This window comes from Marinobacterium ramblicola, assembly GCF_019084545.1.
In the GTDB taxonomy this organism is placed as follows: Bacteria; Pseudomonadota; Gammaproteobacteria; order Pseudomonadales; family Balneatricaceae; genus Marinobacterium_D; species Marinobacterium_D ramblicola.
Genome location: NZ_JAHREP010000018.1, coordinates 62,369 through 76,427, shown reverse-complemented (window position 1 = coordinate 76,427; position 14,059 = coordinate 62,369). Strand labels below are relative to the sequence as shown.

Genomic DNA, 14,059 nt, shown 5'->3' with positions numbered 1-14,059 from the left:
ACAAGTAACCAATGCTGTTACCCGACGGCCCGGAACAGCGCCATATGGTTGTCCCAAGCCAGGCTGCTTAGCTGTGGCGGCAGTCGCAGGGGCTCACGGTAATCCTCGCGCGGGTAGAGGGTATAGCAGTGGCCGCGCCCGCTGCTGGCGATGAACACCTCGGGCTCCTCGGTGGCGGCCAGACCGCAACCATCCGCTGTCTTCAGGCTGGTCAGGTAGCGGTTGTTATCCACATCCCAGAAGGTGACCAGGTTGCCGCGCGGAGCACTCACCGCCGCGATGCGGCCACTGCTGTCGAAGCGAGCACTGCCACAGTACTGGGCCATCTGCCGATTGATCTCCGCCGGCGCCTTCATCAACCGTATCTCACTGCCCCGGCGGTGCAGCGCGACCAGCGGCTTATCGTCTGCCCTATCCCCCTGGTACTGCAGTGCAATGATCACCTCGTTGCGCGCATTGATATCGATATGGCGGATGCTGAGCTGGTGGTCCCGATCGGCCAGGAAACGCTGCTCCAGGATCCTGCCCGAGGACGGCTCGAGATAGGCCAGGGAGGGGCGCATGCTGTCGATGTTGAGCTTGTCACGCCCATCGGTAAGTATTCCGCCGTTAGCAACCACTAACGCACCATCGGGCGAGAGCAGGAGTTCGTGCGGTCCGATGCCGCCGCTGCTGAAATCGCGCACCGGCTGCTGCGGCCGCGCGAGGTCGCGCAGGGTTAGCCTGCCCTCGCCGCTGGCCACATCCATCTCCGTGGCCCAGAGCCCTTGCCCATCCGCAGTGAAGATGGCGTGGCCATAAAAATGGCGCCCCGGCTGGGGCTCTATACGGTGCAGCAGCCAACCTCTGCTATAGTCGACCAGGTCGATGTAGTGGCCAGGGCGCCTGGCAACAGCGGCGACCCAGGGCCTGGATGGGTGGGCGGCAACATGATGCGCACGGTCTGGAAGCGTATGCCGGAGCCGCTCGCTTCCCAGCTCGTCCATGACGATCAGCAGATGACCGCCATCGCCGGTGTCGGCGGCACTGGCGATCAGAACAGGCTCCTGCCCGGCAATGACGGGCAGCGCTGCCAGCAGCTGGGCGCCCCCCAGTAACTGCAGCAGACGGCGGCGGTTAATCTCCATCACGGCTGTTGAACCCCAGCTGTATACCCAGTGTTTTCATCGCCATGCCGAGCAGGTGGTCTAGAACCTTGAGCGAATCGGCGATCGTGACCAGCTCGGCGTAGTGCGCGTCGAGCGCACCGGTTAACGAGTCCCCCAGCGGTTGCAGCTGTTCATCCAGCAGTAGGAACTGCTGCTCGATCGCCTTGGCCCGCTCCTCCTCGCCGCGTTGACGCAACAGTTGCTCCAGGCCGGCGTTGCTGCCCTTGTACAGCGCCTGGGCCGCATCCAGGTTGGTGCGAATGTTGGCAAGTGAATGCTCACTCATCCAGCTTTCCGCGCGGTGTGGATAAGTGCTGTCAGCACCCTTGCCCAGTACGGCAAGTAGCTTGGTATCACGAATCAGCTCGATCGGCTCCACCAGGGATTTCATCAGATCGATGCTGAATGCCGGGACGGTGCTGGCTTGCACGTCATCTTCCGCAGCGATATCGCTGCCGCGCAGCAGGGTTTCACCCTCCCGCTTCCAGTCCTGGTAGATGCCGTCGGCCATGGTCGAGAGGTTGCCCGCAATCGCCTGGGTCAGGCGGCAGTCGACACCGATGCCTTGTAGCTGCTCCAGGGCATCGGTTCGGAACAACAGCTGTTCCAGCGCCGGCAACCCCTTGATCGATACGCTGGCCTGGTGGAAAAACTCCGCATCGAAGACCGAATCCGCGGGCAGCGCCAGTGCCGATTGCAGCTGCTTACGGCCGATGCTTTTGCGGTCCGGCCAGAACTGGATGCTGTAGTTACGCATCAGGTAGGTTACCGGGCCGAACTGAAGGTGGGAGACGCCCTGCCAGGCAGTCAACGTATCCCGATAGGCTTGCCGGGTCGATGCCAGATTGGCACTGTCCGTCGTATTGCACAGGGCGTTGCTGGCCTTGGCCAAACCCTCGGCGGCAGACGCAAAGTGTGCGTAGGCGGGCAGGATATCCTCATGCAGCGTCTCTTCGTTATAGGCCTGCCAATTGACCGACTGTGCAGCCGCATGATTGCCATGGAGCAATCCTGCCAGCAGAAACAGGGCGCTGGCACCCACCAGCGTGGGCAGCAGACTGGTGTTGATTCTGCGCTTCATAGTGACTCCAGAAACCGGATCAGTGCGCTTCGATCCTTTTTGCTCATATTGATCACCTTGCTCCGTGCCGGTTCGGCTTCGCCGCCGTGCCAGAGAATTGCTTCCAGCAGTGTGCGTGCCCGTCCGTCATGGAGGTAATAACCATTGTTGCTTACCGATTGTGTCAATCCCAACCCCCACAGTGGTGCCGTGCGCCATTCGCTGCCAGCTGCATCGAATTCGCTATGCCGATCGGCCAGTCCCGGGCCCATGTCGTGCAGCAACAGGTCGGTATAGGGCTGGAACCGCTGATGCGCAAGCGCCGGCCATTGTGGCGAGTCAGCGGTACGCTGAGTCGGGGTATGGCATGCGGCGCAGCCGTTGTCGTGAAACAGCCGGCGACCGCGGACAACCTCCGGCCGGCTCTGCTCGCGGGCGGCCGGTACGGCAAGGTGGGCGGTGTAGAAGGTCAACATCGCCATCATCTCCGCTGATGCCTCCAGGCCGCCCTGCTGCTCGGTATTGCCGTTGGGCAGCGCCAGGCAGGCCGTCTGGCGGGCGGTACAGTTACCGCTGGCCGCGGGGTGGATCGGGTTACCGATGCCGATATCGTTGGTCAGAGCGCTGGCGTTTTGCTGGGCCAGCGTCGGCTGCCCCGCTTTCCAGCCGAAGCGTCCAGGCCGCATGGTACCGCTAACCCGGTCGTAGACCCGGTTGATACGGCCCGAAATACCGTCGCCGTTGGCATCGTCCGGGTCCGCCAATGCCTCGAGATCCTGTTCCGGGATCCGTTCCAGCAGACCCAGGCCGATCATCGGCGGTGCGATACGAAAGGAGGTTCGCAACGCCGGATCGAAATCGCCGTAACCGGTCTGGATAACCCGGACCACGGGGGTTCTAAGCTCAACGGACTCGTTGCCGGCAAGCGCTACCCGGTGGTAGGAGTAGTCGATCTCAACCCGGCCTTCGGCCGGTACCCCGGCGATGGCAAAGGGCTGCAACTGGGTGCCGTAAACCGGGTCGCCGGCCAGACCTGCGGTACGGGCCTCCGCCTGACGCTCGGCATTGTTCAGCGGCACGCTGAGCCTGAGCAGCGACGACAGCTTGTTTTCGTCGATCCCGGTGATCGGGTTACCGCGGCCGTCATTGACATGGCACTGGCTGCAGGCGCGAGCGTTGTGCAGTGGGCCGAGGCCATCGCTGGCGGTGGTGGACGAGGGTGAGGGCACCCAGATCTTGTTGAAGATCGCTTCGCCGAGCACGAACGACATGCGTGTCTGCAGGTCCAGGTTCGCCGCGGGCTGGGAGAAGGGGTGGCGGCCAGCTGGGCTTGGCAGGGGGCCCCGGAAGGTGGTATCGCCTCCCGCCGCAACCGCTGGGGTGCTTTCGGCGAGTGCCGTGCCCACCTGGCTCGCACCGAGTGTCAGGGCAAGCAGGCAGGCGGGAATGTCACGGCGTTTAACGGCTACAGCAAACGCCATCGGTTTACTTGGCGCCGACGGCCGACGGGTTATCCAGGCTGTCGGAACCCTCGATGGCGACGCCGTCCAGCCCCAGCTTGGCGATGATCTCTTCGGTCACACCGGTCTGTGCCACCAAGGAATCGACGAAGTTCTGCACCAGCTTTCCACCCTCACTGTTGCCCGGCGCGATCATCACGTCAAACGGTGCGCCCTGGTTGGCGGAATCCACCATCGCCTTACCGGCCGCCTGGGTGGCATCCAGTTGTGCCCGCATCTTTTTGTCCAGGTCGGCGTCGGTGGCCGCAACCAGGGCGGACAGTGAGGGGCCTTGCATCTGGCTGCCGTCGATACGGGTGTACCGCCCCAGGTAGACGTTCTGAATCCCCTTGGCGTCGTAGTAGTGGGAGTTGTGGGTGTTGTCGGAGAAGCAATCATGCTCCTCTTCCGGGTCGTGCAGCATCAGGCCGAGCTTGGTGCGTTCGCCGCCCAGCTCGCCGTAGGCCAGACTGCCCATACCGGTGGTGATGCTGGCCAGGCCCTCGGAACTGCTTTTGGCCTCCAGTTCGGCGCGAGCGGCACCCCCCTGCTGCCAGTTGGCGACCATCTCTTCAAGATCGGCGATCAGCAGCCGGGTTGCGCTCTCCAGATACTGGGCGCGGCGCTCACAGTTGCCGCCGGTGCAGTTGCTGGTATCGAAGTCGGTATAGGGGCGCTCACCGGCGCCCGGTTCGGTACCGTGCAGATCCTGACCCCAGAGCAGGAATTCGATGGCGTGATAGCCACTGGCCACGTTGGCCTCGACGCCGTCGATCTCATGCAGCTGCTGGATCAGTTCTGGCGTAATGGTACTGGCATCGACAGTCTGTCCGCTGATGGTCAGCGAAGGGTTGGCGATGATATTGGCGGTGTAGAACGGATTCTCGTAGGACTCGGAGCCGTAGCTGTCCGTGTCGACATAGTCGATCAGGCCCTCGTCCAGTGGCCAGGCATTGACGCGTCCCTCCCAGTCATCGACGACGCTGTTGCCGAAGCGGAACGCCTCCGACTGCTGGTAGGGTACGCGGGCGGCGATCCAGGTTTCGCGGGCACGCTGCAGTGTCGCTTCCGACGGTGTCTCGATCAGCGCCTTGACCGCCTCGTGCAGGGTGTTGGCGCTGCTCAGCGAGTCGCCGTAGACGGCGAGAGCCAGGTCGGCGTAATGCTGTACGATTGCGTCTGCACTGGGGGCTTGGTTAGCGGCCTGCACGGCACTGCTCAGGGTCAACGGGGTGGCCAGGGCGGCGCTGATAAGGCTGGCGTGGAGGACGCGTCGAAAGGTCATGCGGTTGGCTCCTTAAATCCGGTCTGAATTGCAATACACGCTAATCTAAATGAAAACCGTTATCAATATCAATATTTGGGCGGCGAATGAACGCAAAAAACATGTGGGATAAGGCTTGCGGAGTACTGGGGATAATCAAGTCAGAAGGCTGAATAAACCGTATGACGGGGCTTCCAGGGAGATGGAGGCCGAAGCAGCGGCACTGCCCCAGCCTGTGAGTGCTCAGTCGAGACTGGCCCACTCTTCGCTGAGGTGCTTGTCTTTGAGTCTGACGTAGTTGTTGGCGGTATAGGTAAAGAACTCCCGCTCCTGTTGGGTCAGCTCGCGTTGGGGCTTGGCCGGACGGCCGACATAGAGGTAGCCGCCCTTCAGGTGCTTGCCCGGCGGCACTAGCGAACCGGCGCCGATAATCACCTCATCATCGACCACGGCGCCATCCATCACCATCGCGCCCATGCCCACCAGTACCCGGCTGCCGATCTTGCAGCCGTGCAGCATCGCCTGATGGCCGACGGTGACATGGTCGCCGATCTCGAGTGGGAAACCGTCCGGGTTATAGGGGCCAGCATGGGTGATATGCAGCACGGATCCATCCTGAATGCTGGTGGAGTGGCCGATACGGATGCGGTGCATATCGCCGCGGATCACCACCAATGGCCAGATCGAACAATCGTCACCAATCTCCACATCCCCCAGCACCACCGCGCTGGGATCGACAAATACGCGTTCGCCCAGTTTCGGGGTCATCCCCTGATAGCTGCGGATCTTCATTCTATCGCTCCTGTTGAAAAGGCCCTGAATGCGCTCCATTGTATAGCAATAGGTCCAGGCTTTGACGCCGTTGTTGTGAGCGTCGGCCGGTTACACAATCTCCAAGGAGCGTTTCCATGTCCAATCCCCTGCTTGAGCCGCATCATCTACCACCGTTCAGCAGCATACATCCAGAGCACGTGGAGCCGGCCATCGATGAGCTGTTGGCCCGCAACCGTGCGCGTATTGCGCAGCTGACGCAGGATAGCGCTACGCCGAGCTGGGAATCACTGGTGGAGGTACTGGAGCAGATCAACGACGAGCTGAGCCAGGCCTGGTCGCCGGTATCGCACCTTAACTCGGTGATGAACTCCGACGAGCTGCGTGAAGCCTACAACCGCTGTCTGCCGAAACTGTCGCAGTACTGGACCGAGCTGGGCCAGAATCAGGCCCTGTATCAGGCATTCAAGGCGCTGGCCGACAGCGATGCCTATACCGGGCTGAGCCAGGCGCAGAAAACCGTGGTCGATCACTCCCTGCGTGATTTTCGTCTATCCGGCATCGCGCTGCCCGAGGCGGGGCAGAAACGCTATGCCGAACTGCAGCAGCGGCTGTCGGAACTGACCACCAAATTCTCCGAGAATGTACTCGATGCGACCCATGGCTGGTACCGTCATATCACCGACGACAGCCAGCTGGCGGGGCTTCCGGCCCATGCGGTCAGTGCGGCGAAGGAGGCGGCACAGGAGCGCGAACTGGAGGGCTGGGTGATCACCCTCGACTTCCCGGCCTACTACGCCGTGATGACCCATGCCGAGGATCGCAGCCTGCGCGAGGAGCTCTACCGCGCCTACAGCACCCGAGCCTCCGATCAGGGGCCGACCGCCGGGCAGTGGGACAACTCGGCGATCATGACCGAGATACTGGAGCTGCGTACCGAGCTGGCCAAGCTGCTCGGCTTCGACAATTACGCCGACTACTCGCTGGCCACCAAGATGGCGCAGTCGTCAGACCAGGTGATCGGCTTTATCCGGGATCTGGCCGGCAAGAGCCGCACCATGGCCGAGCGTGAACTGGGTGAGCTGAAAGGCTTTGCGCTGGAAACCGATGGTCTGGACGAGCTCTGCGCCTGGGATCTCGGCTTCTACGCCGAGAAACTCAAGCTCGCGCGCTTCGATATCTCCCAGCAGGCGCTGCGCCCCTACTTTCCGCTGCCTAAGGTGCTCGATGGGCTGTTCGCCGTGGTCGGTCGTCTGTTCGATGTGCAGTTCGAACAGATCCTGGAGTTCGACAGCTGGCACAAGGATGCGCGCCTGTATCGACTGAGCCGCGACGGCGAGGCGATCGCCTACTGCTACCTCGACCCCTTTGCCCGCGCCCAGAAGCGCGGCGGCGCCTGGATGGACGATTGCCGGGTACGCCGTCGTCTGCCCGATGGCTCATTGCAGCTGCCGGTGGCCTACCTGGTGTGCAACTTCACGCCACCGACCAGCGATCATCCGGCGCTGCTGACCCACGACGAGGTCACCACCCTGTTCCACGAGTTCGGCCACGGTTTGCACCATATGTTGACCAAGATCGACGTTTCCGATGTCAGCGGTATCAACGGTGTGGCCTGGGACGCAGTGGAGCTGCCCAGCCAGTTCCTGGAGAACTGGTGCTGGGAGCCCGAGGCGCTGGCGCTGATTTCGGGGCATTACGAAACCGGTGAGCCGCTGCCGCAGGAGCTGCTCGACAAGATGCTGGCGGCGAAGCACTTCCAGGCCGGCATGACGATGCTGCGTCAGCTGGAGTTCGCGCTGTTTGATTTCCGTCTGCATGGCGAGTATGAGCCGGGTAAAACCCAGGTGCAGGCGGTGCTCGACAGTGTGCGCGAAGAGGTTGCGGTGTTCCAGCCACCACGCGAAAACCGCTTCCAGAACGGCTTCACCCATATCTTTGCCGGTGGCTATGCGGCGGGATACTACAGCTACAAATGGGCCGAGGTGCTCTCCGCCGATGCCTTCTCGCGCTTCGAAGAGGAGGGGATCTTTAATCCCGAGACCGGCCTGGCGTTCCGCCAGGCGATACTGGAGCAGGGCGGTTCGCGCGAGGCGATGGAGCTGTTCGTCGAGTTTCGTGGCCGTGAGCCACGTGTTGATGCCCTGCTGCGTCACTCGGGCATCGAGTAAATCAAGTCGGTGGGTGAGCTGGCCCACCGATCCACCGATAGAAAGGGATAGGTATGAACCAGGGAAAGGCAGTTTTTTCCGCGCTGCTGGCGTTGTTAGTTTGCATTGTTTCGGGCTCGGCCGGTGCCGTCGGTTTCACCCGGCTAACGGCCGATGGACCGGCAGGGATGGCGATGGGTATCTGGTATCCCTCGGATAGCCCGGTGCCGGATAGCCCCAACTCCCCTTTTCGCCAGGCGTTGGCGCTGGATGCGCCGGTTGCCGGAGATAACCATCCTCTGGTGGTGATTTCTCACGGTTATGGTGGCTGGATGGGTGGACACGCCGATCTGGCTCTAACGCTGGCCGAATCCGGTTATGTAGTGGTGGCGCCGGAGCATCCGGGCAATAACAGCCAGGATCAAAGTGCCGTCCCGGCGCAGTGGCTGGTATCGCGTCCGGCCGATATCCACCGGACGTTGGACTTCATGCTCCAGAGCTGGCCGGATGCGCCGCGCATCGACGCCGGTCGTATCGGTGTGTATGGCTTCTCGGCGGGCGGTTATACCGCGCTGGTGGCCGCAGGTGGCAAGCCCGACTTCACCTTGGCATCGCGCCACTGCTCCGCGGCACCGGGCGAGTTTCTCTGTGCTGAAGGTATGCTTGACGCGATAGAACCCGTTGCGCAGACAGCGCGTGTCGCCGAGCTGGCGGGTGACAGCCGTCTCGGTGCTGTCGTTGTTGCCGCTCCGGGCCTGGCGTTTGCCTTCGACAGCGAGGGGCTGGAGGGGATAGGCGTTCCGGTGCAGATCTGGTCGGGCGAGCGGGACCTACGAGTGCCCGATCTCAGCAACGGCGGGCCATTGGCAGAAAATTTGCCGCCTGGCGCCGACCTGCGCCGGGTGGCGAACGCCGGACATTTCGCTTTTATGGTACCCTGTAACCCTCGGCTGAAAGAGATCAATCCCCGTATCTGGCAGATGGTGTGTATCGACAACGAAGGTTTCGATCGCGCCGCCTTCCACACCGAGCTTAATCGTGAGATCCGGGATTTTTTCGACCGTAGTCTGTAACAGCCGCGGAGAGAGAGCATGAGTGTGACGAAACGATTTATTGCCGGAGCCGTGTGCCCGCGCTGTGCGCAGATGGATTCGGTGCGCATGTATCGCGACGAGGAGCGCGAATACCGTGAATGCGTCAAATGTGGCTTCGAGGACTCGCTGCGCCTGGATGGCCGTCCCGAGCACGACGAGCTGCAGACGCGGGTCAACCAGCCCCGCGCCGACAGGGCGCCGACAGCCAGTGATGCGGAGCGAGACCAGGTTCAGGTGATCAACTTCAATCCCGATCCCGGGCAGAACCGGCGCGATCACTGACTCTCAGTCTGATCGTGACGGCAGGAAATCATTATCCATAACCTCTGAGATAGGCGGTATGTGAATACTTACATATCGCCTATCTATCGCCAATTGGATAAGCAGTCTAGCCATCTATCCACGCGTTGCGTCGACTCAGGCGCCAATACACATAGCCGCCACTGATGCCGCGCGCGGCGAACAGACTCAGAAACGCCAGCCACAAACCATGGTTACCCAACGGTTGGGCCAGCCACCAGATCGGCGCGAACACGCAGAATACCGAGAACAGCATGGTGTCCTGCATCGCCCGCACTTGGGTGGTGCCGATGAACACTCCATCGAGCAGAAAACTCCAGATCCCGACCAGCGGTAGCGCCACCAGCCAGGGCAGGTAGCGCCCCGCCTCTTCACGCACCGTGTCTATCCCGGTCAGCAGCGCGATGATCAGATTGCCGCCCAGCGCGAAGATCAGAGTCAGAATCAGCGCGCTGACCAACGACCAGATGCCGGCGCCGACTACGGTGCGATAGAACCTGTCCGTCTCTCGCTTACCGAGTGAGCGTCCACATAGCGCCTCGGTAGCGTGGGCGAAGCCATCCAGCGCATTGGAGATCAGCATCAGGAAGTTCAGCAGCACCGCATTGGCGGACAGAATATCGGTGCCCTGCTTCGCGCCCTGGGCGGTAAAGAAGGCAAAGGTAAGCAGCAGCGTCACCGTCCGCACGAACAGATAACGGTTGACCCGAATCATCGCCGCATAGGCCTGGAGTCGCCGCAGCGGTTCAAACTGCCAATTGCCTGGAATATCGCCGAGCAGACGTCGGCAGAACCAGAGCCCCAGCGCCAGGCTTGCCCACTCGGCGATCACGCTGCCCAGCGCCACGCCGGCGGCATTCAGGCCGAAACCGTAGACGAACAGCAGGTCCAGCAGCATGTTGAGCAGGTTGCCGACGGTCAGCAGCAATAACGGAACGCGGGTGTTCTGGTTGCCGACGAACCAGCCCAGCAGGGCGTAGTTACACAGTGCGGCGGGTGCGCCGAACACTCGGATGACGCCATACAGGCGCGCCTCGTCGAGCACGTCGGGGGCCGGGTCCATCAGTCGAAGCGCAAGCTCCAGCAGCGGCGTACGCAGCAGGATCAGCGCGGTGCCGATCAGTGTGGCCAGAATCAGCGACTGCGCCAGCAGCGTGCGCACGGATGTGCCGTCGTCCCGTCCCGACGCCTGCGCCACCAGGCCGGTAGTGCCCATGCGCAGAAAGCCGAAGGCCCAGTACAGGATCGAGAAGATCATGGCGCCGACGGCCACCGCACCCAGGTAGTGTGGCGAGTCCAGATGACCGATCACGGCAGTGTCCACCAGCCCCAGCAGGGGCACGGTGATATTGCACAGCATCATCGGCCAGGCCAGAGACCAGATGCGGCGGTGGAGTGTCCTGTCGGGCCAGTAACGCCAGTTCAGGATCGCCCTCATGCTCCGTGCTTAGGCTCTGGATAAGCCGCGTGGCGCAGCATAGAGCAGCAGGAACTCGGTCAGCGCCGCGACCACGACGGAGGGGCCGGCCGGGGTGTCCCAGAACCAGGAAGCGGTAATACCACCTACCACCGCCAGCATCCCCAGCAGCGAAGCATAGATCGCCATCTGCTCCGGCGTATGCGCCAGGCGCCGGGCGGCGGCGGCGGGGATGATTAGCAGCGAGGTGATCAGCAGGATGCCGACCAGCTTCATCGCCACGGCGATCACGGTGGCGATCAGCAGCATCAGTGCCAGACGCACGCGCAGGGTGTTGATCCCTTCGACCTGGGCCAGCTCCTCGTTGATGGTGATCGCCAGCAGCGGGTTCCAGAGCTTCCACACCAGCAGCAGCACCAGTGCGCCGCCGCCGTAGATCCAGTACAGATCCGCCGGTGCGATCGCCAGCAGGTCGCCGAACAGATACTCGATCAGGTCGATGCGGACGTTATCCAGCAGCGCCACGGCGACCAGGCCCAGCGACAGCGAACTGTGCGCCATGATCCCGAGCAGGGTGTCGGTGGCGACGAGGTGTTGCCGCTGCAGACTGACCAGCAGCAGCGCCAGCAGCACACAGCAGGCGACAACCGCCAGGTTGAGGTTGATGTCGAACAGGAAGCCCAGCGCGATGCCGAGCAGCGCCGAGTGGGCCAGGGTGTCGCCGAAGTAGGCCATGCGGCGCCAGACCACGAAGGCGCCCAAGGGGCCTGCGATGGCGGCGATGCCCACGCCTCCGGCAAGCGCCAGTATCAGGAATTCAGCCATGGTGTCGGTGTCCGTCGCAGCAATCCGTGGAAGAGTGCACGGAGGGTTGGCCCTCGACCACGTCGCCGTGGATATCGTGCCGGTGGTTGTGGTGGTGGCTGTACAACGCCAGCGCGTTGGCCTGGGCGGGGCCGAACAGTTCCAGGAACGACGGGTCGTTGCTGACCGCCTCCGGATGGCCCGAGCAGCAGATATGGTGGTTCAGACACACCACATGGTCGGTCGAGGCCATCACCAGATGCAGATCGTGCGAGATCATCAGTACACCGAGTTTGCGCTCGCGGCGGATCCGCGCAATCAGTTCGTACAGCTCGATCTGACCGTTGATATCGACCCCCTGTACCGGCTCGTCGAGCACCAGCAGTTGCGGATCGCGCAGCAGCGCTCTGGCCAGCAGCACGCGCTGGGTCTCCCCTCCCGACAGGTCGTGGATCGACTTCTGCAGCAGGTGCTCGGCGCCCACCGAGGTCAAGGCCGCCAGCACCCGGTCGGGGGCGCTGCGGTGCGGCACCTGCATGAAGCGGGACACCGTCAGCGGCAGGGTGCGGTCGATATGCAGCTTCTGCGGCATGTAGCCGACACGCAGATTGGGCTGGCGCCAGATATTGCCGCGGGTGGGCTTGAGCAGCCCAAGCACCACTCGCACCAGCGTGGTCTTGCCGGCGCCGTTAGGGCCGATCAGCGTGGTGATACAGTCGGTGTGCAGGTTCAGGTTGATGTTGCTCAGTACCCTGTCTTCACCGAACTGCACCTCGATCTGACTGAGTCGGATCAGATCACGATTGGGCATGCGCACCTCCGGTAGCCCGGCAATCGGGGCAGAGTCCCACTACCTCGACCATCTCTTGCTCGATCTCGAAGCCGAGTTCATCGGCGCTGGACTTGAGCGCAGTGTGAACCATACCGGTGTTGAGTTCGACAGCACGCCGGCAGCCACGACAGATCAGAAAGCCGCTGCGATGAGGGCGATCCGGATGCGGGCAGCCCACATAGGCGTTGAGCGAAGCGATGCGATGCACGAACCCCTGCTCCTGCAGGAACTCCAGCGCCCGATACACCGTCGGCGGCGCCGAGTTGAAGCCGGCATTGGCCAGTGCCGGCAGCAGGTCATAGGCTCCGAGCGGCTGGTGGTTGTGCCACACCAGCTTGAGCACCAGTTCGCGGATCGGCGTCAGCCGCTGCCGACGCTCGCGGCAAAGTGCTCGCGCGGTCTCGAGTGCCTGCACAATGCAATGCTGATGGTCGTGATTGGATTCGAATCCGGGGTCTTCCTGGCTCATCTTGACACTTCCGATAAAAATCGTTGTTATAATATAACATAATGTAACTTCAGTTTCGCGAGGCTTTCGTGGTTTTCATTCGTAAAGAATATAGGGGCTGGATAAGCCGTATGGCGGGGGCTGTGGCCCTGGCATCTGCTTTGGGCAGTACATTTTTGCCGCTTTCCGCTAGTGCCGGGCAGGCGGTTGCGCAGGGGGAGGTGATAGCCAGCATCAAGCCTCTGGGATTGATAGCCGCCGCGATCGGTGACGGCGTCAGCGAGCCAGCGATACTGATCGAAGATGGTGCTTCACCCCACCACTACGCGCTCAAGCCCTCGTCCATGCGTGGCCTGATGGAGGCTAAATTGGTGTTCTGGATCGGGCCGGAGCTGGAGCGCTCTCTCGACAAACCGTTGGCCCGTACCTCGGCCCACAAGCTTGCGCTGATCTCCGAGGGTGTGCACGACGAACACGAACATAATGAGCACGACGAGCACGACGAGCATGCACAGGAGGCGGATCACGAAGGGCATGATGCCGAGCACGAGCACGACGTCACCGAAGAGGATCATGATCAGGCCGAAGAGGGAGATGCGCATGACCATGGCGGTCTGGATGTTCACCCCTGGCTCGACCCTATCAAGGCGTTAGGGATGGCAAGGGCGATGCATCGCGAGATGGTGGAGCTGTATCCGGCCGGGCAGGCGCAACTGGACCGAAATCTGGCGCGCTTCGAAGCGTCGATCATTGAAACCGACCGCCGAATCGGCGAGATGCTGAGCCCGCTGCAGGATCGAGGCTTCTACGTGTTTCACGATGCTTACACCGGCTTTGTCGAGCATTACGGTCTGAATCAGCTCGGCTACTTCACGCTGGAGCCTTCGCAAAAGCCCGGTGCCCGCCATCTGGCGGAGATCCGTGCCCAATTGGAAGCGCAGCAGGCGGTGTGCGTCATGAGCGAGCCGCAGTTCAGCAGCGCACTGGTCGAGTCGGTCACCAGTGGGCTAGAGTTGAAGCAGGGCGAGGTGGATCCGTTGGCGATCGGCGTCACACTGGGCCCCGATGCCTACACCCAATACATGCTTGACCTCGCCCGACGTTTCCAAAGTTGTTTAAGTCCATAGGAGGAAAAAGTTTTCACGAGGGGGCTTCACAACAAAAAGCCGCCTCTATATAATGCGCCCCACTTTCGACGCAGATGTGGTGGAATTGGTAGACACGCTAGCTTCAGGTGCTAGTGCCTTCACGGGCGTGGGAGTTCGAGTCTCC

13 protein-coding genes are annotated in these 14,059 nt (G+C 62.2%); 4 read left to right on the top strand and 9 right to left on the bottom strand.

Going from position 1 to position 14,059, the window contains the following annotated elements; all coding sequences use genetic code 11:
- Positions 1-17: 17 nt before the first annotated feature.
- The 5 genes from KQ940_RS14710 to KQ940_RS14690 form a co-directional block, all read right to left on the bottom strand.
- Positions 18-1,127 carry a DUF1513 domain-containing protein gene (locus KQ940_RS14710; protein ID WP_217414518.1) on the bottom strand — a complete coding sequence of 370 codons (1,110 nt, stop codon included), beginning with the start codon at positions 1,125-1,127 and terminating at the stop codon, positions 18-20.
- Entirely contained in the window at positions 1,117-2,229 is a 1,113-nt protein-coding gene (locus KQ940_RS14705) for an imelysin family protein (RefSeq protein ID WP_217414491.1), read from the bottom strand. Before KQ940_RS14705 ends, KQ940_RS14710 begins: the two co-directional genes overlap by 11 nt.
- Positions 2,226-3,689 (bottom strand): di-heme oxidoreductase family protein, encoded by a 1,464-nt coding sequence (locus tag KQ940_RS14700; protein WP_217414490.1) that lies wholly within the window; start codon positions 3,687-3,689, stop codon positions 2,226-2,228. Before KQ940_RS14700 ends, KQ940_RS14705 begins: the two co-directional genes overlap by 4 nt.
- A gap of 4 nt (positions 3,690-3,693) precedes the next feature.
- Complete coding sequence (locus KQ940_RS14695; RefSeq protein WP_217414489.1) at positions 3,694-4,992, bottom strand: imelysin family protein; 1,299 nt, start codon at positions 4,990-4,992, stop codon at positions 3,694-3,696.
- Positions 4,993-5,214: 222 nt separating this feature from the next.
- Positions 5,215-5,763 carry a gamma carbonic anhydrase family protein gene (locus tag KQ940_RS14690; protein ID WP_217414488.1) on the bottom strand — a complete coding sequence of 183 codons (549 nt, stop codon included), beginning with the start codon at positions 5,761-5,763 and terminating at the stop codon, positions 5,215-5,217.
- Between the two features lie 116 nt (positions 5,764-5,879).
- Between KQ940_RS14690 and prlC the strand changes: the two genes are divergently transcribed.
- The 3 genes from prlC to KQ940_RS14675 are packed head-to-tail and all read left to right on the top strand — an operon-like array spanning position 5,880 to position 9,268.
- Positions 5,880-7,913, top strand: coding sequence for an oligopeptidase A (gene prlC, locus KQ940_RS14685; protein WP_217414487.1), 2,034 nt, complete (start codon positions 5,880-5,882; stop codon positions 7,911-7,913).
- A 53-nt stretch (positions 7,914-7,966) separates the two neighbouring features.
- Positions 7,967-8,965 carry an alpha/beta hydrolase family protein gene (locus KQ940_RS14680; protein ID WP_217414486.1) on the top strand — a complete coding sequence of 333 codons (999 nt, stop codon included), beginning with the start codon at positions 7,967-7,969 and terminating at the stop codon, positions 8,963-8,965.
- 18 nt (positions 8,966-8,983) lie between these two features.
- Complete coding sequence (locus tag KQ940_RS14675; RefSeq protein ID WP_217414485.1) at positions 8,984-9,268, top strand: YheV family putative zinc ribbon protein; 285 nt, start codon at positions 8,984-8,986, stop codon at positions 9,266-9,268.
- 106 nt (positions 9,269-9,374) lie between these two features.
- Here the strand turns inward: KQ940_RS14675 and KQ940_RS14670 are convergent, their stop codons facing one another.
- Genes KQ940_RS14670 through KQ940_RS14655 form a run of 4 tightly spaced genes read right to left on the bottom strand, consistent with a single transcriptional unit; the run spans position 9,375 to position 12,808 of the window.
- Positions 9,375-10,724, bottom strand: a complete 1,350-nt coding sequence (locus tag KQ940_RS14670) for an MATE family efflux transporter (protein ID WP_217414484.1) — start codon at positions 10,722-10,724, stop codon at positions 9,375-9,377.
- A 9-nt stretch (positions 10,725-10,733) separates the two neighbouring features.
- Complete coding sequence (gene znuB, locus KQ940_RS14665; RefSeq protein WP_217414483.1) at positions 10,734-11,528, bottom strand: zinc ABC transporter permease subunit ZnuB; 795 nt, start codon at positions 11,526-11,528, stop codon at positions 10,734-10,736.
- Entirely contained in the window at positions 11,521-12,318 is a 798-nt protein-coding gene (znuC, locus tag KQ940_RS14660; RefSeq protein WP_217414482.1) for a zinc ABC transporter ATP-binding protein ZnuC, read from the bottom strand. The genes znuB and znuC overlap by 8 nt, the downstream gene beginning before the upstream one ends.
- Positions 12,305-12,808: a Fur family transcriptional regulator gene (locus KQ940_RS14655; protein WP_217414481.1), complete on the bottom strand. Its 504-nt coding sequence runs from the start codon at positions 12,806-12,808 to the stop codon at positions 12,305-12,307. Before KQ940_RS14655 ends, znuC begins: the two co-directional genes overlap by 14 nt.
- Positions 12,809-12,918: 110 nt before the next feature.
- Between KQ940_RS14655 and znuA the strand changes: the two genes are divergently transcribed.
- On the top strand, positions 12,919-13,914 hold the full coding sequence (gene znuA, locus KQ940_RS14650) for a zinc ABC transporter substrate-binding protein ZnuA (protein WP_217414480.1): 996 nt from the start codon (positions 12,919-12,921) through the stop codon (positions 13,912-13,914).
- Positions 13,915-14,059: the final 145 nt, after the last annotated feature.